This is a genomic window from Bacillus sp. FSL H8-0534 (genome assembly GCF_038005885.1).
GTDB classification, from domain to species: domain Bacteria; phylum Bacillota; class Bacilli; order Bacillales; family Bacillaceae_G; genus Bacillus_A; species Bacillus_A pseudomycoides.
Genome location: NZ_JBBOUC010000004.1, coordinates 42600 through 65154, shown reverse-complemented (window position 1 = coordinate 65154; position 22555 = coordinate 42600). Strand labels below are relative to the sequence as shown.

The 22555-nt window shown below is 32.8% G+C and carries 24 protein-coding genes and 3 pseudogenes; 15 read left to right on the top strand and 12 right to left on the bottom strand.

Going from position 1 to position 22555, the window contains the following annotated elements; all coding sequences use genetic code 11:
- Positions 1–232 precede the first annotated feature (232 nt).
- Positions 233–1147 carry a CPBP family intramembrane glutamic endopeptidase gene (locus MHH71_RS29775; RefSeq protein ID WP_006095229.1) on the top strand — a complete coding sequence of 305 codons (915 nt, stop codon included), beginning with the start codon at positions 233–235 and terminating at the stop codon, positions 1145–1147.
- Between the two features lie 130 nt (positions 1148–1277).
- Positions 1278–1433 (top strand): annotated as a pseudogene (locus tag MHH71_RS29770) (IS66 family transposase); the annotation flags it as partial.
- A gap of 62 nt (positions 1434–1495) precedes the next feature.
- Here MHH71_RS29770 and MHH71_RS29765 read toward each other — a convergent pair.
- Positions 1496–4279, bottom strand: coding sequence for a dynamin family protein (locus MHH71_RS29765; RefSeq protein ID WP_033798961.1), 2784 nt, complete (start codon positions 4277–4279; stop codon positions 1496–1498).
- A 471-nt stretch (positions 4280–4750) separates the two neighbouring features.
- Positions 4751–4921: a hypothetical protein gene (locus MHH71_RS29760; protein ID WP_167535679.1), complete on the bottom strand. Its 171-nt coding sequence runs from the start codon at positions 4919–4921 to the stop codon at positions 4751–4753.
- 236 nt (positions 4922–5157) lie between these two features.
- Between MHH71_RS29760 and MHH71_RS29755 the strand changes: the two genes are divergently transcribed.
- Positions 5158–5436 carry an AbrB/MazE/SpoVT family DNA-binding domain-containing protein gene (locus MHH71_RS29755; protein WP_006095231.1) on the top strand — a complete coding sequence of 93 codons (279 nt, stop codon included), beginning with the start codon at positions 5158–5160 and terminating at the stop codon, positions 5434–5436.
- 205 nt (positions 5437–5641) lie between these two features.
- Positions 5642–5830 (top strand): RNA chaperone Hfq, encoded by a 189-nt coding sequence (gene hfq / locus MHH71_RS29750; RefSeq protein ID WP_006095232.1) that lies wholly within the window; start codon positions 5642–5644, stop codon positions 5828–5830.
- A gap of 267 nt (positions 5831–6097) precedes the next feature.
- On the opposite strand, the gene MHH71_RS29745 is transcribed toward hfq, so the two are convergent.
- On the bottom strand, positions 6098–6472 hold the full coding sequence (locus MHH71_RS29745; protein ID WP_029427276.1) for a hypothetical protein: 375 nt from the start codon (positions 6470–6472) through the stop codon (positions 6098–6100).
- A gap of 179 nt (positions 6473–6651) precedes the next feature.
- A pseudogene (locus tag MHH71_RS29740) lies at positions 6652–6849 on the bottom strand (methyltransferase domain-containing protein); the annotation flags it as partial.
- A 511-nt stretch (positions 6850–7360) separates the two neighbouring features.
- On the opposite strand from MHH71_RS29740, the gene pdxR reads away from it, so the two are divergent.
- From pdxR to MHH71_RS29720, 4 genes are all read left to right on the top strand, one after another.
- A complete protein-coding gene (gene pdxR / locus MHH71_RS29735; RefSeq protein ID WP_006095235.1) occupies positions 7361–8803 on the top strand; it encodes a MocR-like pyridoxine biosynthesis transcription factor PdxR in 1443 nt (480 codons plus the stop codon).
- Positions 8804–8814: 11 nt separating this feature from the next.
- Positions 8815–9729, top strand: a complete 915-nt coding sequence (locus tag MHH71_RS29730; RefSeq protein ID WP_006095236.1) for a D-alanine--D-alanine ligase — start codon at positions 8815–8817, stop codon at positions 9727–9729.
- Positions 9730–10043: 314 nt separating this feature from the next.
- Entirely contained in the window at positions 10044–11258 is a 1215-nt protein-coding gene (locus MHH71_RS29725; protein ID WP_006095237.1) for an aspartate aminotransferase family protein, read from the top strand.
- Between the two features lie 132 nt (positions 11259–11390).
- Positions 11391–11798: an NUDIX hydrolase gene (locus MHH71_RS29720; RefSeq protein WP_006095238.1), complete on the top strand. Its 408-nt coding sequence runs from the start codon at positions 11391–11393 to the stop codon at positions 11796–11798.
- A gap of 54 nt (positions 11799–11852) precedes the next feature.
- Here MHH71_RS29720 and MHH71_RS29715 read toward each other — a convergent pair whose 3' ends face one another.
- Positions 11853–12227, bottom strand: coding sequence for an ArsR/SmtB family transcription factor (locus MHH71_RS29715; protein WP_006095239.1), 375 nt, complete (start codon positions 12225–12227; stop codon positions 11853–11855).
- Between the two features lie 137 nt (positions 12228–12364).
- Between MHH71_RS29715 and MHH71_RS29710 the strand changes: the two genes are divergently transcribed.
- Positions 12365–13285, top strand: coding sequence for an MFS transporter (locus MHH71_RS29710; protein ID WP_240516993.1), 921 nt, complete (start codon positions 12365–12367; stop codon positions 13283–13285).
- 81 nt (positions 13286–13366) lie between these two features.
- On the opposite strand, the gene MHH71_RS29705 is transcribed toward MHH71_RS29710, so the two are convergent.
- Together MHH71_RS29705 and MHH71_RS29700 are read right to left on the bottom strand one after the other, a co-directional pair.
- Positions 13367–13831, bottom strand: coding sequence for a DMT family transporter (locus MHH71_RS29705; RefSeq protein WP_018781811.1), 465 nt, complete (start codon positions 13829–13831; stop codon positions 13367–13369).
- 14 nt (positions 13832–13845) lie between these two features.
- Positions 13846–14268, bottom strand: coding sequence for a DMT family transporter (locus tag MHH71_RS29700; RefSeq protein WP_006095242.1), 423 nt, complete (start codon positions 14266–14268; stop codon positions 13846–13848).
- Positions 14269–14396: 128 nt separating this feature from the next.
- Between MHH71_RS29700 and yeiL the strand changes: the two genes are divergently transcribed.
- The 4 genes from yeiL (at position 14397) to MHH71_RS29680 (ending at position 17434) form a co-directional block, all read left to right on the top strand.
- Positions 14397–15089: a transcriptional regulator YeiL gene (gene yeiL, locus MHH71_RS29695; RefSeq protein ID WP_018766244.1), complete on the top strand. Its 693-nt coding sequence runs from the start codon at positions 14397–14399 to the stop codon at positions 15087–15089.
- A 277-nt stretch (positions 15090–15366) separates the two neighbouring features.
- Positions 15367–16434, top strand: a complete 1068-nt coding sequence (locus tag MHH71_RS29690) for a flavin-containing monooxygenase (RefSeq protein WP_006095243.1) — start codon at positions 15367–15369, stop codon at positions 16432–16434.
- Between the two features lie 327 nt (positions 16435–16761).
- Positions 16762–17010: a hypothetical protein gene (locus MHH71_RS29685; RefSeq protein WP_006095244.1), complete on the top strand. Its 249-nt coding sequence runs from the start codon at positions 16762–16764 to the stop codon at positions 17008–17010.
- A 58-nt stretch (positions 17011–17068) separates the two neighbouring features.
- On the top strand, positions 17069–17434 hold the full coding sequence (locus MHH71_RS29680; RefSeq protein WP_003198761.1) for a DUF4180 domain-containing protein: 366 nt from the start codon (positions 17069–17071) through the stop codon (positions 17432–17434).
- Between the two features lie 119 nt (positions 17435–17553).
- Here the strand turns inward: MHH71_RS29680 and MHH71_RS29675 are convergent, their stop codons facing one another.
- Positions 17554–18591, bottom strand: coding sequence for a serine hydrolase domain-containing protein (locus MHH71_RS29675; RefSeq protein WP_078211800.1), 1038 nt, complete (start codon positions 18589–18591; stop codon positions 17554–17556).
- Between the two features lie 276 nt (positions 18592–18867).
- Positions 18868–19848, bottom strand: a complete 981-nt coding sequence (locus MHH71_RS29670; RefSeq protein ID WP_006095246.1) for a ketoacyl-ACP synthase III — start codon at positions 19846–19848, stop codon at positions 18868–18870.
- A 143-nt stretch (positions 19849–19991) separates the two neighbouring features.
- Between MHH71_RS29670 and MHH71_RS29665 the strand changes: the two genes are divergently transcribed.
- Together MHH71_RS29665 and MHH71_RS29660 are read left to right on the top strand one after the other, a co-directional pair.
- On the top strand, positions 19992–20666 hold the full coding sequence (locus MHH71_RS29665; RefSeq protein ID WP_006095247.1) for a VOC family protein: 675 nt from the start codon (positions 19992–19994) through the stop codon (positions 20664–20666).
- Between the two features lie 351 nt (positions 20667–21017).
- Complete coding sequence (locus MHH71_RS29660; RefSeq protein ID WP_006095249.1) at positions 21018–21299, top strand: hypothetical protein; 282 nt, start codon at positions 21018–21020, stop codon at positions 21297–21299.
- A gap of 159 nt (positions 21300–21458) precedes the next feature.
- Here MHH71_RS29660 and MHH71_RS29655 read toward each other — a convergent pair whose 3' ends face one another.
- The 3 genes and pseudogenes from MHH71_RS29655 to MHH71_RS29645 form a co-directional block, all read right to left on the bottom strand.
- The gene (locus MHH71_RS29655; protein WP_006095250.1) at positions 21459–21836 is read right to left on the bottom strand and encodes a hotdog domain-containing protein; all 378 of its coding nucleotides are present in this window, start codon (positions 21834–21836) and stop codon (positions 21459–21461) included.
- 143 nt (positions 21837–21979) lie between these two features.
- Positions 21980–22123: pseudogene (locus MHH71_RS29650) on the bottom strand (IS1595 family transposase); the annotation flags it as partial.
- 35 nt (positions 22124–22158) lie between these two features.
- The gene (locus tag MHH71_RS29645) at positions 22159–22449 is read right to left on the bottom strand and encodes a DUF3784 domain-containing protein (RefSeq protein ID WP_003207782.1); all 291 of its coding nucleotides are present in this window, start codon (positions 22447–22449) and stop codon (positions 22159–22161) included.
- Positions 22450–22555 lie beyond the last annotated feature (106 nt).

Sequence of the window (22555 nt, the reverse complement as noted above, 5' to 3'; positions counted from 1 at the left end):
TTTAAGAGTTTTTTAGTTTATTTGAATGAAAGTTCGTTTTGTTTTCGTTCTTAAGTTGATGGGCATGGGGCTTAGCCGAGATACGTGTGAAAATGGGTATCTTACAAAAATGCAATCTTTATGTAAGGTTATTAGATAGTTCATTTACTATCCTAATGTAATAATAAGAGTGTAAGAAGCAATCATAATTTTTTTAGAATGCAACTTCAAAAATATAGAGGAGGATTAACGTGTGAAAAATTTATGGCTACTTAAAAATAAAGCAGACAACAGAAATAATAAGTTTGTAGATAAAATACCTAGTTGGATATATCTTCTAATATGCAGTGTTGGTATCATGGTTCTCTTTTATGGAACGCAATTAATAGTGGGTACTTCACTTCAAACTATCTTTAATTTTATTCCAGAAACTAGTTCTACATATCGTTTTATAGGAGTCATTTGTACTTTTATTGGAATATGGATGCTGCTCCTAGTGTATGTTTACATATTTAAGAACCCGATTTCTAGTATAGGATTTACCAGAGATTGGTCATATAAGATTATTTCGAATATACTTAGTGGTCTAGCGATTGGTATGTTTATTAATTTTGCAGGTATCTATATTTACTCTCTTATGTTTAATGTTCAAATCGGATTTACAGAACAAATCTCTAATTTTAATGTTTATCCATATGTTTTATTATGTTTTGTTACTTACCTTATCCAGGGCGGCGCAGAGGAACTTGTTTTTAGAGGGTTTTTAACGAAATGGCTCGTGAAAAAATATAATCTTTTACTTGTCTTTCTTTTCACTTCTATTCTATTTTCTCTCATGCATTCCTTGGGTGGATTTAATCCAGTATTTTTGACGTATGCTCTTTGTTTTGGATTTTTATTATTTTTAGTTGCTGTTGATAGTAATTGTATATATAAAAGCATGGTAATTCATGGGGTTTATAACGCATCCGAGACGCTGTTTAAATTTAACGGTGACAGTATGGGGAGAGAGTATTTATTCTATGCAAATGCTAACATGGAGGCTTATCAGGATAAGGCCTATCTTATCATCTCAGCAATAATACTTGTTTTCTGTGTATATTATTTAATAAAACTGCACAAAAAGAATCCAAAATGGTATTTCATGAGAAGCAACCAGGATTGTTAATTATAGTTTAGGAGACCCCATGATTATCAAGCTAATCTAACGATGTGATTCTAATCCGTAATTACACTCTTTTCTGTTTATACTTTTAGTTTACTAAAAGAACCTTAAATGAAGTTCGTATTTTTATAATTTTTTAACTGGTTTTCAAGGGTATTTACAAGTAGATGGATATAGTGGTTATCATCAAGTACTGGATGTCACCCTTGTGGGATGTTGGGTGCATGCCAGATGGAAGTTTGATGAAGCCTTAAAGGCTTTACCTGATTCACAGAAGGGGAAAAAAGTGAAGTAAACAAAAAAGCAACTCCAAAATCAACTTTTATTGTATATTTTGGAGTTACTTTACGGTTACTCTATGCTTGTTTCTAAAGTTAAATCTGTATAGGAATTATCCTCACCTATATTTAAGATTACTTCACATTGACGTAATCTTAATTTAAAGAGCGTTATAGAATCATGATAAACTTCAGGATTTGATCTCATTTTATGCAGTGTATCTTGTTTTTCTTGTATTTCTAAATGAGTGTTTTCTATAGCTTGTTTCAACGCGCCAAATGGATTTTTAAAGAACATATTAATATCCCGCTCTAGTGCGTTTTCAAATAGCTCAAATTGCAAGAAAAATTTGTTTATAATAGAAGCCGTTACATCGGTATAATCTTCATTTTCTAAATACTGTTTGTATTTGTTATATAGCATAGCTTTATTTTTAGGAAGAACTCCAAATAATTTCCCGGCACTTTTCAATAAAAATTGTGCTGGTGTAAATCGGCGTAAGATATTTACTTCTTCCATTTGTATTCTAGTTGTCATTCTATCAGTATCTCTGCGCCAGTCATCAAGCACTTTAAAGTCACATTCTAACTGTATTCGATTTTCTCCACATAAAGAATTAAGTCCTTCACTGATTTCTTCTAAGTACGATTGACTTTGAAGGAACTCGTTATTAGAAATTGCAATCCAATTTTGCATAGAGCGAGCAAGATTAGGTAACACAGTTTGTTCTAGATATTTTTGAACTCTTTCGTTCATCGCTGCATTTAGTTCAATATCAATGTGCCCAAAATCGCTTTCTTCACTAATTAAATCAGAACAACTCTGCAATAGTTTCGGAATATGTTCTGTAAGATCATTAGTAATTTCGTTTTTCATTGTACGATATGATTGTGTAATGAAATGAATCTTTTCCTTCTCAAAAGCAGTAAGGTTATTAATAAAACCATTTAGTTTAACTAACATATCTTCATTCCAATTAATAGAATCCACTAGGTTGTTTTCCATCTCGACGCGTTTATCCAAAAGATATGTAATTGTTTTTCGGATGAAAAACAATAGCTTTTCAGTACGTTCTGCATCGATATTTTTATGGTTAAAGTTAAAATGAATAAACTCAGTTAAATCGTTTAGTTGTTGACTATTTGTATATAACGAAGAGTAAGGGAAAATTCTCGCATGCGGGAAATATGCGTTTATTCTCGCTTGCGTATCATGTATAACTCTTTTTGCTTCTGCTTCACTGTAAATGTTATCGATTTTATTTAATAAGAAATGAATTTGTAGATTTGGTGTATGTTCTTGAATACTTAATAGAATGTCACGTTCTTTGTCAGTAAAAGGTGAATCCGCATTCAATACGAATAATAATTCGTCTACAGAATTTAAATATTCGAATGTCTCATCTCTAGTGTCGTTGTTCCTATTAAAGCTAGGTGTAACAACGAATGTAAGTTTATTTTTACTTAAAAACCTGCATGGTAATTTAAATTCAACACATGCTCTATCTTTATATGTTTGGCGGTGTAGAGACATCATGTTATGGAAATCAGAGAAATTCTCAGTTGTTGTAATTGTTGAATCTGTTATAGCGTTAATTTCTGTATGAGCGTCATTTTTAAAGACAACTACATTTGAGATTGAGTTTTCTAATATATTTTCTCCTAGTATAGAGTTAATAAATGAAGCTTTTCCGTTTCCTGAAGTTCCAGTTACTAAAAGGCGCTTTGTTTTTAAATCTGCAAGCTCGCCAACTAACCATCTAAATCGATGACCCATTTCTAAATCATGTTTTTGTGCCCACTGTGTAATAGATTCAAAAAGATGTAAACTATACTCTAAGCCATTCACATGATTAATAGAGTATGACAGTAGGTTTTCCGCATGTTTTATATTTGCTGAATCTATTTTGGAAGGGAAAATCTCATCCCATGCCAATACTGCTGCAGATGGAAATACAGAATGAGACGGATTGGCTACCTTTAACCAATTTGTTAAAAGATTTGGAATGATATCGTGTAATTGTCTTAGCGTATATTGACCTTGAATTAATTCAAAGTACGTTTCTTCGTAAAGAGAAGAAATTTTGTCCCATATATCGGACGAATGTATTTCGATATGTAAGAAAAATTCATTTATTGTTTTAAGCCATAATAAGTAATTTTGTTCATTTTTATAGCTGTGCCAAAGTGATGAAACAATTTGCGTAAATTGTACTTGATCTACATTATTTAATGTAACTAATACTTTATAAAAATAGTCTGGTAAAATATTTTTAGTAAATCCTTTATCGATATATTCTTTTAGAACCTCAAACCATGGAAAAGATTCTGTTCGAATTAACTCATTTACAGCAAGCTCTACTGCACTGTCAAAATCTTGCTGTTCTTCATAAAAGGAACGTGCAATTGTTGTGACGTTTGGATAATCGGGATTTAAAGAAACCGCTTCTTTAATAACAGCGAAAGCTGAATCAAGATTATTTTGCTCGATGTAAAGAGACAGTAATTGCAATACAATTTCGGTCATAAGTATTTTGTTATCAGTAGTAATGGAGGTATAAACATTTTCAGCAACTGATAATTGGTTAAGTTCGAAGTAAGCATCCGCAATATTTTTTTGTGCCCATGGTGCTAATTCATTACTGACTTTCTCCCATTTAAAAATAGCTGTTTCAAAATCTTGATGGTGATAATAAAATTCACCTTGTGCAAAACGAATATAAGATCCATCGGAAATCTCATTTTTTTGTTCGTTTAAATAAGCTCCTCCAAGTACTTGAAGAGGTGGATGTGTTTCATTCTCCATTAGGAATGTTTCATAATATATCTTTTTTATTAATTGTTTTTCTAATCTCATTTTTTCCTCCACTATATCTTGGAAAATACATTTTTCTCCATTTGTCAATATTTTTTTGTATTTATGCTTTTTATTTTAACAAAGAATTTCTTTTGGGAAATTTCAATTTCCTTTCATTTTTTAAGTAAGATTGAATTTTAATGAGAAAAGTTTCAGTTTTTTTTCAATTTCCTTTCACTTGTGAAACAACATTAGATGTTCCTAATAACTCAATACGAATATACATTAAGTTGTAATATTCCATGTAGGGTTCTGTTGCAAAGTTTATTAAAGAATAATTGAATTGATAATTCAATAGGTCTTGAATAGAAGAAAATCTATTTTGAAGAGTATTAGGGGTTTTAAATTTGATGTGTAGGTTTTCAGAGGAAATAAAAAAGGTTAGCCGTTATTTGGGACTTAACCCTTTCTCAATAAGTTGGCGAATTGCTTCATTTCGATTTTTTAGCTTATTTTCGTGCCAAAAACTCTCTATTCGTCTTTGGCTAGATTTGTCGTTTCGTCTTGTGATAAATCTATTTTTATTCCGTTAGCTAACCTTTGAGCTGAATCCTGCATTTGCTCTTGGGACTTACTAGGAGTATTTAGAGCATCTGAAGGCATGTTGTTGACTTGAAGATTTACTAGATCTTTTTTATCCATGGTATATAGCTCCTTCTTTAATTTAAATTTAGATGTAATGTAATTATTAAGTAATTACTTGGATATTTTACACCTTAAGAACGATTTATATACAAGAGATATATTGAGAAATCACTTAACTATAGTGAGTCTTGTAAGTTTTCGGATCATTATGTTTTTCATGTATGGAGAAAGCTTGTTACAATAGTAAAGAATAACTTGGGTACACTTGATAATGAAATGGGGAAAGATGCTAGATGAAAACAACCGGAATGACTAGAAAAGTAGATCAATTAGGGCGTGTGGTAATCCCAAAAGAACTTAGAAATACGCTAGGTATTAAAGAAAAATCACCATTAGAAATCTTTATAAAAGGTGAAGACATTGTTTTACAGAAGTATCAGCCTGGTGGTGTTTGTGCAGTAACAGGAGAAGTATTAAATCGTAACATATCATTAGCAAATGACAAGATAACATTAAGTCCAGAGGGTGCAAAACTGTTAATAAAGGACTTAGAACAGTATCTTGTAAAATAATTGGCTCCTTTAAAGGGGATTTTTTAAAGTTCAATTATAATAATTTCACGTATCATAATTATTAATAAAAAATTAATACATAAAGCTAGGGGATTCTTTTTATCTCAACTGAAATGTACCTTTTGGGTAAATATATTGAGAAATACGTCTATGAAACAGCATTTCAATTCAAATATGATACGATTATAGAAAGGGAGGGAGCTATATGAAGGATTTACAAGAAGAAACATATGAATTATTAAAAGAGAAAAAAGAGGAAATCACTGTGTTTTTAAAGAGTGGCGTTCGGATACCTGGGCAGATTCTCGCAATGGATAAATTTACGATTCTAATGATGGTTCATGGTAAACAGCAACTCGTTTACAAACAAGCCATTTCAACAATTACTACATAATACATATTAGAATGATGTAACATTTTCTCAATATTATATATATATCCGATATAATAAGTAATTCTCTTTATATTATTTCTATATATTAGTTGTTTCCTGATGCAGAATCCTTATGATAAGGGTTCTTTTTTTGTTCCATTTAGTTTGGATTTATTACAAAAAAAGACCTGATACCAAGTCTTTTTTATGCCAGGATTCCTTATTCAATCTTACTCATTTCTCTTATTCTTCATCCTTTGTTTTAGCTGATTTTCAAGAAGGGAACGTCTATTTAGAATTAGGATTATAATGAATAGTTCTATAAATACTATGATGAATATCAGGTAAGAGATCTTGATACATCTGAGGATCTATTTCTCCTTTATTTAGTGCAATATCTAATTGTGTTTTTTGTTCTATTGCAAAGTAATGGATTAACTTTGCTTCATCTATGCCTTTTTTAGATGCAAACTCAGCTAGAGTTATTCCTTGCTTCATTGCATTATTATATTCATTTGAACTTGAATTTAAAAATTTTAATAATGCTTGTTGATTTACTGTATATGTGAATACTTGTCCTTCTTTAGCGTAACTTACAGAAGTTTTAGCATTCCAAAATGTCATGAAGCAACAAAAACATAATATCCAACATATCTTTTTCATAAAAGCACCTTAGCTTTCTTTTATATGATTTGATAGTATAGCTTATCCTATTTTATAAAAATTACTTTATATGAGGAATCGCCACATGCCCATCAACTTAAGGAATGGGTTGTTCCCCAAAACGAAAAAAATGAGCTGAATTATTATACATAACTTTGGAAAGATAAAATCTTCGTTTTTTATTTTGAGTATTCAGAATTACAATTTTTACAACACATATTAGCTGAACTACTAAACCAAAAAATGAGACTCAAAGATACTACATCAAAAGATTCATTAGGGAATTGTAATTGCTCTGCATTCATTGGTAGAAGTGTAATAGGTTTTTTATGTGTTTTTGCTTTGTTTAACAAATCTTGTGAGAGATCAATTCTTGTAAGCTGGACATCAGAAGGTAGAAAACGAAAGTCTTATCTGGTTCCAACGCCAACAAATAAAAGATGCTGTTTTGATTTGAGAGGAAGAGGAGAAAAAGATTTCTTCCTTGCATTTATTCCGCTATTCGTGGGCAGTAAGAATCCCAACTCAAACTTCAGCAAAAGCAAAGAAGTTAGGCGGGGGATCAATTGTCCGTAAAAGCCCGATTGGTGAGGGCTAATAATCAGAGGGGGATGAAGAAAAACCCTCTGATTAAAGTTTCACTTTATAAATAATTTGTTTTGCATTCTGTAATCATGAATTACAGAACCAATTTTATCTATAACTTTAAATTTTGTGAGATTGTAGGTTAATAAAAATAGGTGTAGATGTAAAATAAAGTCATGATGTTTGTAAAAAAGCTGTATGAATGGTGTTTTAAACCATACCACTAGTGAAAGAAAATACACATGTGGTGGACCTTTTGAGATAGATGTAATTATGTAAAAATGTTAGTAAGGGGGCAAGGAAGTGTTTAATGATTTTAAGTTTGTAGACAATCGTCCGGTGTATATCCAATTGAAGGATCATTTGAAAAAAATGATTATGAAAGGTCAACTATTGGAGCATCAGAAGCTCCCATCTACCCGAGAATTAAGCAAATTATTATCGATTAGTAGAACTACTGTTCTCACTACTTACGCAGATTTAGAACAAGAAGGCCTAATCTATGCGATAAAGGGAAAAGGAAATTTTGTAGGGAAGGTCGATGCATCCCAAACACCATCTATTGAACTAAACTGGAAAGAAAAGCTCAATAAAGTTATCTTGCAAGCTGATGAATTGGATTTAATGAAGCACGGTGTTCGCTGGGAAAAGGGCATGATTTCATTCAATAGCATTGCCCCGGATGAAAAACTTTTTGATGTTGAAAATTTTAAAAGGGCTTTTTTGACGAGGTTATCCAATGAAGGTGATATCATTTTGAACTACGGATATGCCAAAGGTTATAGACCCCTAATTCATTACCTTCTTCATTATATGGAAATGAAAGGAGTAGACATTTCCAATAAAGATATTCTTATCACGAATGGCTTCACTGAGGGTCTGGATATTTTATTGTCTTCTTTAGCTAAAAAATCCGGGCGTATTATTTGTGAAAACCCTACCCATCATACTGCATTAAAGCTTTTTCGATTACATGGATATGAAATCCACGGGATGGAAATGAAGGATGATGGTATCGATATTTGTCAAGTTGAGAAAAGCTTGTCCGAAACAGATTTTGATTTTGCATATCTAATTCCGTCCTACCATAACCCTACCGGGATTGTCACCTCCTCTGAAAAAAGGTCTAAAATTATGAAACTTTTTTCAAAATATCAAATTCCAATTGTAGAGGATGGATTTAATGAGGAATTACGTTATTCAGGTTCACATTTAGCGCCGTTATTGACTTTTTCCGGACCCGGGAACAATGTTATCTATATTAGCAGTTTTTCAAAAGTTCTTTTTCCGGGCTTACGTGTTGGTTGGATTTTAGCGGATAAGAAATTAATCCACTACTTGGAAAGTATGAAAAGGGCACGAAATATTCATACGTCCACATTGGATCAGGCAGTACTTTATCAATATTTACATGATGGCTATTTCGAAAAATATTTAAAAAAGGCCAAGTCAATTTATAAGAAAAAATATGAACTAGCCCTTAATTCTTGTAATCAATACATTCCATTTAAAAGAATGACTGGAGATGGCGGACTTCATCTTTTTATAGAGTTAGAAAAAGGAATAAATGCACGTATACTTTTGAAAAAATGTTATCAAAAGGGAGTTGTTTTTTCTCCTGGAGATGTCTTTTACACGGATGGAAAGGGAAGTAATACGTTTCGATTAGGATTCTCTCGGTTAAGAGAGGAAGATATTCTCAATGGGATTAAGATAATTGGTGATACCTTAAAAAATGAAAATTAGGAGTTGGAAAAATGAGAGTTGGCGTTATTATGGGAGGCGTGTCTTCCGAAAAACAAGTGTCACTCATGACAGGCGAAGAAATGATTGCACATTTGGATAAGAGTAAGTATGAAGTAGTACCTATTAAACTAAATGACAAAAAAGAGCTTGTTGAAAAGGTAAGAAATCTTGATATTGCATTGTTAGCACTTCATGGAGAATATGGGGAGGACGGTACGATTCAAGGTACACTAGAAACTCTCGGTGTTCCATATACCGGAAGTGTCATGCTATCAAGCGGTATTTGTATGGATAAAAATATGTCGAAAAAAATGATTCGTTATGAGGGCATTCAAACACCAGATTGGATTCATCTTTCAAATACGGAAGAGCTGCAGCTTGATGAAATAGATAAAATGGGATATCCGTTAGTAGTAAAACCAAATTCAGGTGGTTCCAGTGTAGGGGTAAAGATCGTATACGATAAGGATTCTTTACTTTCTTCTCTTGAGGATGTATTCAAATGGGATTCTGAAATAGTGATTGAAAAATATATAAAGGGCGAAGAAATTACATGTTCTATTTTGGACGGAAAGCTTTTACCAATCATTTCGATTCAACATACGGCTGAATTTTTTGATTATCATGCGAAATACGATGATATCGCTACGATTGAAGAGGTTGTGGAACTTCCGGCTACAACATATGAACGTGTTGTTGAAGCTGCAATGACCTGCTATAGAGCATTAAAATGCAGTGTTTATGCTAGGGTGGATATAATTATAAAAGATGGAATCCCGTATGTGATGGAAGTGAATACATTGCCGGGGATGACAAAAAATAGCTTGTTGCCTAAAAGTGCCCATGCGGCAGGAATCTCATATAGTAAGCTGTTAGATATGATTATAGAAACCTCATTACAAGTTAGAAAGAGCGAAGGTTTCTAATGGTGTATAAAATTAAAATATGATTTGAAATCTTAAAATTCTAACAAAAACACCATTTCTAGTTACTCAGTTCATTTAGGTCTATGTGAATACACAAAGCTTTTGATAGTTGTATGAACTAAAAAGTATTTCGTTTTTTCTATTATTCGCGAAATATATAAGATTTTTGAAAAGGGGAGTAAACAAAAATTCTATGCTCATATATTTTTTCTAACATGTAAATTGGATGACAGTGTAGTCAATTCAGAAGTTGTACCGAAATTTTGTGTTGGAAAATATAAAGATAATATGATTATACCTAGGGGGAATCATGCATGTCCGATTGGTCTCAATTAGATAAAGAATATGTAATGTCTACGTACCACCGCATACCGGTTACTATAGAAAAGAGTGAAGGTTGTAAGCTTTATGATGTGAATGGTAAAGAATATCTTGATTTATTCTCTGGTGTAGGAGTGAATATATTAGGCTACAATCATCCTAATATTATAAAAGCCACCTTTGAACAAGTTACAAGATGCTTACATCTTCCCTTTCATTTTTTAAACCCAGTTGCTATTGAATACGCCAAAAAATTAGTCAATTATTCTTTAAAAGATGGGAAAGTCTATTATACAACCTCTGGTGCGGAGGCTACCGAGGCGACCTTAAAACTAATCCACAAGTACAGACATATAACAAATCAAAAACGTGATGGAGTAATTGTACTTAAAGAAAGTTTTCATGGACGTACATTAGGTGCTCTTCACTTTACAAGACAAGAAAGTGTATATCAAAATTTTCCGCGTACGTCTATTCCTGTATATGAAGTGGAACGAGAGAATTTAGAGGAACTAGAAAGAACCATACTCAAGGAAAATCCAATTGCTATTATGCTAGAGCCAGTATTAGGAAGTGGTGGGATATATCCTTTGTCGGGTGAATATTTAAAAGGTGTTGAAGAGCTTTGCAGACAGTATAATGTGTTATTTATTGTTGACGAGGTGCAAAGTGGGATAGGGAGAACTGGAAAATTGTTTGCTTATCAGCATTTTGATATTACGCCTGATATTATTCAATTTGGTAAAGGAGCGGGAGGCGGTACACCTTTAGGGGGAATAATAGTAGGTCCACGACTTTATGATATATTCTCACCAGGTGATCACGGAACAACATTCGCACATTCACCAATTGGTACGGCTTTAGGATTAACTGTATTAAAAACATTAATGGATGATGGTTTAATGCAACAGTCTTATGAAACGTCCTTATATTTAAATGAAAAACTTCAAAAAATCCAGAAGGAAAACTCCTCTTTTATCGAAGAAGTACGTCATTGTGGAATGATGTTTGGAATCAGTATTCACGACACGAATGAAAATGTAAACAAACTACAATTAGAATTACTAAATAAAGGCATGCTTGTAGACGTTACAAAGGGAAATACAATTCGTTTACTTCCCCCTTATATTATTACAAAAGAAGAAATCGATGAATTTATTCATCAGTTTATTTCCTGTATCGAAAAATCATTCGCATTGACAAGCTGATTGTAGTAAATACTTATTCTCTCTTCTATTTACTATTGTGGCGTTAGAATAAAGTCGTACTGTTATATCCCTTTAGCTATAGTTAAAGGATATTTATTTTTTGATGAAAGGCATTGAAAGGAAGTTGTTCCTATGAGTAATCCAAAACATTATGTTTCAGCGGGTGTAGTCGTTTTAAACGATGAGGGGAAGATCCTATTAATTCATAGCCCGCGTAGAGGGTGGGAGCAACCAGGAGGGCAAGTTGAAGAAGGGGAATCTATTCAAGACGCTGCTATAAGAGAAGTAAAAGAAGAAACTGGGATTGATATTTGCGTGACAAAGTTCTGTGGTATATATCAAAATCTAAGTTCAGATGTTTGTGCGACTTGTTGGCTAGCAAAACCGATCGGGGGTAAGTTAGAAACAAGTAGTGAGAGTTTAGAAGTCGGATTCTTTACGGTTGAAGAGGCTTTACAGATGGTTACGTGGTCAAATTTTAAAGAGAGAATTGTAAAAAGTTTAGATGAAAAAGAGCAACCTTTTTTTGTGGTGTTTTAATAGATAATATAGGGTAATCAAAAATAGAGAAAGTATAGCTTTCTCTATTTTTGATTAACGTTTTATATGATTTAAAAAGGTAATTGTTTTTTCAACCGTAGTTTTATTAATCGAATAATACTTTGTTTTACCTTCTTTTCTCACATGAAGGAGATCGCCGCTTTCTAGTACAGCTAGGTGCCGAGATACAGTGCTTTGGTGTAATCCAGTTTCATTAATAATTTCTTGGGCAAATAATTCTTTATGATTAGCAAGCACCGTTAATATCGTTAAGCGTGCTTGATCCCCTAAAGCGGTAACAGTAGGGGTGATTTCGTCTATAGTTAAAAGAGTATTGGGTGTAGTATTTTGTTGTGGAGATGTTGACTTTGGTTCAAATAAAATATACAGTATCTCATCAACTTTAAAAAGAGATAAGAAGTTTCCCATATGCAATGTTGGAATAAAAGTAATGTTTTTGGAAGAACGAATTGTTTCAATCCAAGAACTGTCAGGATATAATCCGTATTCCTTTTATTCTGTCTCTTGTCTTCTGCTATTACTTCGATGTTTTAACCTACACGTATATGATCATCATAAGTTTTTTTATTCAGTGTTGCGGTTGTTTTTTTAATCCAGCACACCGGGCGCTATTACCAATTATAACCCCTATAGAACAGCGGAATATGACGAATAGTTTATATGATTCCGTAACGAGAGGGATAACTGTACTCAGCCCGTTTCTCTCCATATTGTTAATGAAGACAGTAGGTGTCATTCACTTTTTTACGATTGATGCAATTACATATTTCATAAGCGCACTTTTTCTTTTTAAGCTGAATGTAACAGGGGATGTGGTGGGTGCTAAAAAGAAACAGGTAAAAGAAGTATTTCTCTCATTACGTGAATTTTGGCTTTGGATGAAATCTAATAAACAAATTACATTTTTATTCCTCCTTACATTTACAATGGTTTTTATGAATACATGGGTTTGGAAAGTTGGATTATTATTATCATTGGGAGAGTTCACAAAAGAGAGTAAAGAAATTTATAGTGTCATTCAAGGGTTCTTTGGATGCGTAGTAATCATTACAAATATGATGATCCCCTTCATATGGAAAAACTTGAATTTAACTATTTATACAATCGCGTCTATCATCTGGGGTGTTGGGATCTTTTTGCTTGGATTTACATTTAATATTTCATTTTACTTTGTTGGAGTATGTATAGTCGGGATTGGTCTACCGTTAGCGGGACTAACGAGGGTATACATATTACAAAAACTCGTTCCGAAAGATATGTTAGGGCGAGGGTTCAGTTTTAATGCAGTTTTGCTTTACTTAGCAGATACAATATCTCTCTTTGTATTTGGAATTCTGTCTATATTTATTTCTCTAAATGTTATGTTTATTATGTGCGGAATTGGAATGATGATAATGTCAATTGCATTGAAATTCCTTGTCTTTAGAAGACACTCTGTGAAAGAAGAGGAAAAGTTAATGTGTTGAAATTGGAGGAGTTCTTATAAAAAAGGAATAAATCCAATGTAAGCGTGCGGATGTATTCCTTTTCTATTTTTTAAAATGTTGTTAGAGCTGCACTCGACTATTTTTCACAGGTTCGTACGTCTTATCAAGTATTAAGTTATAAGTCAGTCCAAGTAATACTAAAAAGCCTCCGATTATTTTACCGATAGATACATCATTTGATGTGAAGAAATCAATTATAACTCCCATAAATAATTGCCCCACAAAAATCAATAAAGTTAAATAGAAAGATGATATTTTAGGAGTAATATAGTTTGATAATACAATTACAATAACACCAACTAAACCTCCTAAATATACTACAAATGGTATGGAGTGCAATGTCGTAGCTGATACGTGAAGAGATTCATTGCTAAAGAGTAAAAATAAAAAAGAAAAAAACAATCCCGTAATATAATTAACAAATGTTCCTTGGAAAATTCCAATCTTTGCTGCTAAGTTAGCATTAATAATTCTTGCAACTACAATGGAAATTCCGGCTAAAATTGCAATGCAAATATATAACATAGTTCCATCCTCCATTAAAAAATAGTCATTACAACAATTCCCGAAGAAATCAGAAGTAATCCAAACATTTTTTTCTTTTCAAATTTCACGACCTTCATACCTAATAAGCCGAAATGATCGATAATAATAGATGAAACAGATTGCCCAAATAAACTTAAAGCGATTGTAATAGAGACACCGAGTGCTGTGAAGCTTATATTACTAAATAGTACGGTGAAAACACCGATAGCTCCTGCACTATAAAGATAAATCGGTATCCCTTTTTGCATGCGAAGTTTGGATTTGCTAACGAGTAAAACAATGACAATGGCAACTAATCCAACGATATGAATCATCACACTAGATGTATAGTTACCTGTCATTTCAGATAAGATCCCATTTAAAGGAATCATAATGGCGATGAAAGCACCTATAATAATTGAGAGTAAATTATACAATGACGTTCCCCCTTTATAAATTTACATGTAATGTATCATGATTAAATTGTGAGCTACTATGACATATGTCATAGTGAAAGGAAGAAATTTTCTTTATAATTAAAATGAGTTACAAAGGTGGGGGATGTATGAAGAAAATATGTAATTCTCATAAGTTAGATGATTATGTGCAAAAGAATAAAATTGCATCATTTTTTAGCAATGATATGAAATCATATATGGAACTATTACTCTTTAAAAAGAATGAGCATATTTGTAAGGAGAATGAAGATATTCACTATCTGTATTTCTTTGTTGAAGGAAAAGCGAAGGCTTATAACACATTAAGTAATGGGAAATCTGTATTATTATGTTTTTATGATAGCTTGCAAATATTGGGAGATGTTGAATTAATCCACTCACAAAAAACAGCTTCAAATGTACAAGTGATGGTAGACTCTTATTGCATTGGAATCCCTTTAGAAAAGGTGAGAGAACGATTGCTTCAGGATGCAACCTTTTTAAGGTGTATCTGTGGTTCTTTGTCTCATAAGTTAAATAGATTGTCAAAAAACAGTACGATTAATTTACTGTATCCTCTTGAGAATAGGTTAGCAAGTTACATTCTTGCGACTGGAGAAAGACTTATTCATAATGAACAAAGAATTATATTTAATGGGAATTTAACTGAGACATCGGAATTGCTAGGAACAAGCTACAGGCATTTATTAAGAACATTAAATACTCTTTGTGATAAAAGTGTAATTAGAAAGAATAATGGGTACTTTGAAGTGACAAACATCGGCCTTTTAAAAGAGCTTGCGGCAGATGTTTATAAATAAAGAGAATGTAAAAGTATATGTCTAGTGGTATTTCAATAAGAAAGTAAATTATTAAATTGTTACTTATATCGAATTTAAAAGCGCACTATTAATGATAAAAAGTTTCTTATCATCAATAGTGTGCTTTTTAGGTTTATAGGTTGAGTAGAAAGAAGAATTGTTTTCCTTGATTTGTAAAAAAGAAAACTATAATATTAAATCAAACATATGAACATATGAACATATGAACATATGAACAGTTATTCATATGTTATTGTAATAAAAAGGAGGAGGAAATATGTTAGATGTAATTATAGTAGGAGCTGGTCAAGCAGGTTTAGCTATGGGATATTACTTACAGCAAGGAAACTATAACTTTGTTTTATTGGATGGAGGGAAGAGGATTGGTGATTCATGGAGAAAGCGGTACGATTCTTTACAATTGTTTACACCAAGGGATTATTGTGCACTGCCAGGTATGAGGTTAAATGGAAATCAAAATGAATTTCCTAGTAAAGATGAAATTGCAAATTATTTAGAAGCTTATGCGAAACGTTTTTCCATACCGGTGAGGTTAAATATCAATGTTTCCAAAATAAGAAAGAAGGGACATGCGTTTGAGGTTTTTACTCCTAACGAAATTCTACAATCTAAACGAGTTATTATCGCATCAGGTGCTTTTCAGAGGCCTTACATTCCTTCTATTTCACAAAACCTTTCCAATGATACCTTTCAAATTCATTCTTCACAATACCAATCACCAATGCAAATTCCAGAGGGATTAGTCCTTGTAGTAGGAGGGGGGAATTCCGGTACACAAATTGCAGTAGAACTAGCGAAATCTCGTGATGTTACGATTGCTGTAAGTCATCCGCTTTCTTTTTTACCACTAAAAATAATGAGAAGGAGTATTTTTGCTTGGCTGGAAACAATAGGACTATTATATGCTGGAATCAACACATGGCGGGGAAGATGGTTTCAGAAGCAGAAAGATCCTATATTTGGTTATGAATGTAGAGAGCTTATTCGTAATGGAGCAATAGCATTGAAGCCGAAGGTCGTAAATGCATTGCAGAATAAAGTAGTGTTTTCAGATGATAGCGCATGCAATGTTCAGAATGTAGTATGGTCTACAGGGTTCATACCGAATTATCAGTGGATTGAAGTAGAAGCTGCAATGAATCAAGCAGGATCACCAGTTCATACAAGAGGTGTTAGCGGGGTGCAAGGGTTATACTATATTGGTTTACCTTGGCAACATCAAAGAGGATCAGCACTGCTTTGTGGTGTGGGCCGAGATGCAGAATTTTTATTTTCAGTTATTCAAAAAGAAGATTCAATGTTTAATACAAGAATAAAAAAATAGACCGGTAGCAATTCCTACCGATCAACAATATGTACATGAATTAGGAGAGGTCAAACTTTTATTAAATTCATTATAACGTATTCTGATAATTTAGAAAATTATAAAGTGATCTTTATATGTTGAGAAAGTTTTTTTGTGCTGCAATATATGGAGAATTAAGAATATCGCATGTGAAATATGTAGTATAGGTTTTATTTTCAAGGATAATAATACCAATTTTCGTGTTATTTAGAGATAGATTTTGGTAAAGTTATAATATGGATATTAATTTATATAAAATTGTTTTTATTTCTATAGTATGTCTATTAATAGAGAGAGGGATATAGTATGAAATTTGATGATCAACGTTTACTCGGAATTAGATTAGGTTCTTTACTTGTAACAGAAGAGAATCAATATTTAGTCATAAAGAAAAAAGAACATTATTCCTTATTAAATATTGAAATGTTAGAGTGTACACCTCTTGAAGTATCATTGGAGCATCTTGAAGAAATGCTTCACGAGGATCTTCAAGAAAGTATAAAGGAAATCATCGCTCCTGAGCATCTAAAGATTGTAGCTAAAAATATTATATAAAGTAAAAAAAGAAGAATAATAATTTGATGAAAAATGTAATGTTAGGTGGGGGATATAGGTGAAAATACGCATTCATGAAAAAGATAATTCTAAAATTGCAATTATAGAAAGTTCTGAAATCGTAATAAGGGATGTGCAAGGAGCATTAGACTTGATGGCATCCGTCAATTTTTCCTATGATTGTCAAAAAATATTGATTAACAAAGTAAATATTACAGAGGAATTTTTTAACTTAAGAACTGGCCTAGCGGGTGAAATATTACAAAAATATATGAACTACCGCATAAAATTAGCTATTGTTGGGGATTTCAATGTATACAATAGTAAAAGTCTTGCGGATTTTATATATGAATGTAATAAGGGAAAAGCTGTATTTTTTTTAAAAGATGAGGAATCCGCTTTAAGTGCTCTTCACTGTGTGTAGTTTCGGATATATAATTTTTTGTACTTAACTCTATAAAAACTTTTCTGTATATTATTGTCAGAACTAAAAAAAGCTAGCCTTTCGCTAGCTTTTTTAATGATAGCCCTTACTAAAGCTTTCTATAGTTCTAATAAGTTAATAATTTCTCCAATAATCCCTTCATTTTGGTGAACACCTAGGTCTGAATTTGTCATAATGATAGCACCGGTGCCTTTATGTGGATATGTAACAATCATGCATTGAAATCCAACGCCCCAGCCAAGTGAAGAAATTTGTATTTCTTGATCTGATTTATCAAGAAATACACCTAATCCGGTCCATTTTGAGCAACCTTGTGTGGAAATCATTTCTTTCATTATTTTTGATGATAGTCCGAGTTTACTATTGCCTTGCAAAGAATGGCTGATTTCCATTACTAGAGCAGCTAAATCTGTTGGGGTTGACCAAATTCCTGCAGCAGCTGAATAGGGATAGAACGGATACTTTCCATCTACTACATGTCCGTTCTTATTGTGACCACATGCAAGGTGATCATTTGTGATCTCTTGTTTAGGAGCTTCTAGTGTACTGTTATTCATATTTAAAGGTCCAAATATTAACTCTTGTAATAATAGATTAAAAGATTTTCCGGTAACGTCTTCTATCAGTTGTTCTATTATACAAAATCCAGCGTCTGAATAGTGAAACTTGCTTTCAGGCTCATATTGAACTTCGATAGGGACTGGGCAATAGGATGTTTTACCTTGAAGGATCTGTAAAATCGCAGGTTTTCCTTGGATGGGGTGATATATATCAAAACTTTCATCCGGATCAATAATTCCTGATTGATGACTTAATAGATTTCGTAAGGTAACTTTTTTATCATAAGTGAATTTATTTTCAGGAACTTTCCAGGATATAAGACGGTTATTTACATTTTCATCTAAGTCCAGTATTCCTTGATCTGCTAATTTCAATACGAGCATCGCTGTGAGGAATTTACTTATAGAACAAGCGTTGAAAATAGAATTCACGTTAACTTTTCTAACCGTCCTCAATTCAAGTGCGCCAAAGCCTTCAGCATGTTCTAATTCTCCATTACGAATAATAGCTAGGCTTAATCCAGCTACCAGATATTGATTCATTTTTTCATATATATCTAGCGTTTTGAGTTCCATATGATTATTCTCCTTTTTCAATGTTACATTCACTATATAATAAACAAAATGTTAAATAAAGGAATATAATGCGATGTATCGTATTTAACTAGATTGGGAGCGGAATGTTAAAAGTAAGATATAAAGAGAGAGAGAATAGTTAGCTTTTTCGTTAGATCAAAGACGAAATCAATGCATTAATTTCACCACAAATGTAATGACCCAATAAAGAGTTGAGAGGTACATAAATGATTTGTAAGGCTGATGTGATAAAACATCAGCCTTTATGTTACGTACTTATATATTCCATCTTAAAATTAGTCCTGCATGTACAAGGCCTCCACCGAATCCATACAAAAGTAAAGTGTCACCATTATTGATTTTTCCATCTTTTAATCCGATATCAAGTGCTAACGGAATAGAAGCAGCAGAGGTGTTTCCGCAATATTGTAGACTCATGAGTGTGCGATCAAGAGAAATACCTGTTCGTTCACAAATGGATTCAATCATCCTCAAATTGACACTATGTGGAATGAACCAATCAATATTTGATATATTTAAATGATTTTTTTCTAGTAATTCTTGCACGCCTTGTGGGACTGTATTTACAGCCCATTTGTAAACAGCTCTTCCGTTTTGAATGAGGTAAGGTGTGTCTTGTAATTGAGTTCCATTCATTGTTTTGGATAAGGCAGTTTGATATAAGTTGATTCCGCCAGAACCTTTAGATCCCATATGAGTTCCTAAAAAACTAGGGTTGTTTTCATCATATTCTACAAGGGCTGCACCAGCGCCATCTCCGAAAAGTATACAAGTAGTACGGTCGCTATAATCTGTGATTTTTGAAAGAGTTTCCGCACCGATAACTAGTATCTTTTTGTTTGTCCCGGAAGTAATAAGGCCGTTGGCAACAATTAGTCCATACACGAACCCAGCGCAAGCTGCACTAATATCAATTGCGCCTGTATGAGGTATTTCAAAATGAGCCTGAACTTGACTTGCTGTATTTGGGAACATGTAATCAGGTGTAGCAGTTGCGACAATAATTAAATCAACGTCATCAATAGAAACGTGGAATCGGTCGATTAAATTTTGAACAGCTCGAATACATAAAGTTGTAGAAAATTCATCAGAGGAAGTGATTCTTCTCTCATGCATACCGGTTCGTTGCACAATCCATTCATCTGTCGTTTCAACAAGATTCGATAAATCTTCATTTGATAGAACTTTCTCGGGTACATAAGTCCCAACAGCTGTAATTCGTGCTTTTGAATTCATACAAATCCCCCTCGTTTTATCACTAAGTTATAATACCTGGTTCTGATTATAAATAAAATTTCTTATTAATTCAATTATTTGTAAAAATAAGTCATTAATTATATGATCTGAATATAGAACTGGACTAGAAGGGAGAGTTTTTGATGTTGATAAGTAGGGTTACTTTATACAGTAACGCATTAGAAGAAATGAAAGATTTCTATTTAAATAAATTAGATTTTCAGTTATTACATAGTAGTGAAATGAGTTTTAGCATCCAAGTGGGAGAGAGTGAATTAGAATTTCGAAAAAATAATTTGAATAGCAAGCCTTTTTATCATTTTGCTTTCAATATACCGTCCAATCAGTTTTCTGAAGCAAAAGAATGGGCAAAAAAGAAGGTCGTTTTAAATGTAGAAGATGGAGAGGATGAAGTATATTTTTCACGCTCTAATGCACATTCGTTCTATTTTATGGATCCTGCGGGGAATATTGTAGAGTTTATCTCTAGGCATACTACATCTCCAGAAAGTAATGAACCTTTCTCTATTGATTCGATATTAAATATGAGTGAAATGAATTTGACGACAGATGAAGTTCTTGAAGTAGGGAATCAATTGATAGAATATGGGATTTCAGTAAGAGACGGAGAAGCATTAAGTGATGGTTTTCACTTTATGGGAGAAAACGGAGTCTACTTATTATTAGGGCCATCAGGGCGTCGATGGTTTTTCTCGGATTTAGATGCAGAAGTTCATCCGTTAATGCTAGAGATTGATAACGAAAAACAGATTGAGATAAATAGACAAGGAGAATGTAATATATCCATTAAGAAGTAAAGGGATCCAGATAAATGCCCTCATTTGTTTAAGATGAGGGCAGTAGTATTATGGTGTTTTTGAGGGAGTCTTGTATCGAAATATGTATAAAGTCCATCCTGCCATAATGAGCGGGATGATAACTGTTTTATTTTCGATTTGTTTTTTTGAAAATGAACCAGCCAATCATATCGAATAGTAAAGTCAATACAATGCAAAGGACGACAAATTGCAATGAAAATTTGAGGTAACGAATCATAGTGGATGTCCTCCTTCACATCAATGTAATAACTATATATGAAATTCATTTCATGGTAAAATTTTGATATTGAACATTGGTGCGAAATACATAGATTGTAAGGAGAGGAGAATATGGAATTTTGGATTGTAATACCATTTATTGTTTTTGGAGCCATTTATATTGGAGAAAAATTAAAGCAAATGGAAAAAAGAACGGATGCTAGACTAAAGCGTATGGAAACTAGATTAGAATTAATAACAAAACAAATGGGAATTAGAGAGGTAGAGCCCGAAATTAATAATGAACTGCGGCAGCTTGTGAAAGATGGAAAAACAATTACAGCAGTTAAGAAAGCGCGCGAAGCATTTGGGTATTCATTGCTGGAAGCGAAAAAATATGTGGATTCTTTATAACAATATAAATAGATCCATATCTTAATATGGATTATACTGAATGGAAAGCAGAAAAAAGATAAGCAAATTTGCTTATCTTTTTTCTTTTTCGCTCTGTTAAATTTTAATGTTGCTAATCAGATTCTAATGCTCCAGTTAATTGAAGAAGGTAGAAAGAATTCACAGTATTACACCTGAAAAGTTGCCTTTTAATACTACTTTTTCATTCTGGTTTTTACATGAAAAGGATGCGATAATAGCTGTTCTATGATTTTCTTGCCTTTCGTATTTTTCAATTTTAGCTTCACAAATTATTGTATCCCCAGTAAATACAGGTCTTAAAAACTCAAAATTCATAGTACGAGCCAGTACGTTATTATCTCCACCTATTTTCGTTGGTAGAGTTGCCGTTAGTAACCCTTGAGTTACAAGTCTTCCCTGTTCATCTGGGGTTATATGGTGAATCCCTTCATCACCTGAAACCTCTGTAAATAATTCAACATCTTTTACTGTAAAAGTTCGTTCAAACGTAATTATATCTCCGACTTTTAAAGACATATAAATCTCCTCCCTGAAGTTTAAATACTGCTATGGTCAGGTTTAATCTGAATATTGTAACAAAATCGAACGGTGTTCAACCATTCCGACTGTTAGTTTAATAAGGACTACATATTGAATTTTGATAAGCGTAAACCGTCATACGTTTTTCTCATTTCATTGATTAGACGACCACCAACAGAGGATGTAGGTTCAACAGAGTGTTTCTCTCATTGAAAAGCTTGCTCTTTTTTCGTTTGAGATAGTTTGTCCATATGCTTTAATAAGTTATTAAATGCTTTGTTCACCATTTCCCCTTAACAGAGCCCTCTTTTTAGAAGGATTAGTGAACCATTCTTGTGTTCACATAAGCTGCTAATACAACATGTCCAACGATAATAATAGGAACAATAATTTGTATGTTGGGCGTAGTGAAGACGCTACCAATTGCCGCAATAACACCAGCTGCTAAGTTATAAAGCCCAACTATGTTTGCTAGTTTTTGCTTATCTTGTACACGCTTTTCGTTAAATCCAGATAAGAGCCAAGTATACTGTTTTACTCCTACAAAGTAAGATAATGCGAAAGAAATTATAGCGATGATACATAATGATGGAGAAGCGAATAGGGCCATGATTACACCTCCGAAATCATTCTTATCCCGCATTAAAGGGCAGTAACACTCCTACCTCAAAATTCAGCGGAAGCGAAGAAGTTAGGTGGGAGATGAACTGTTCATA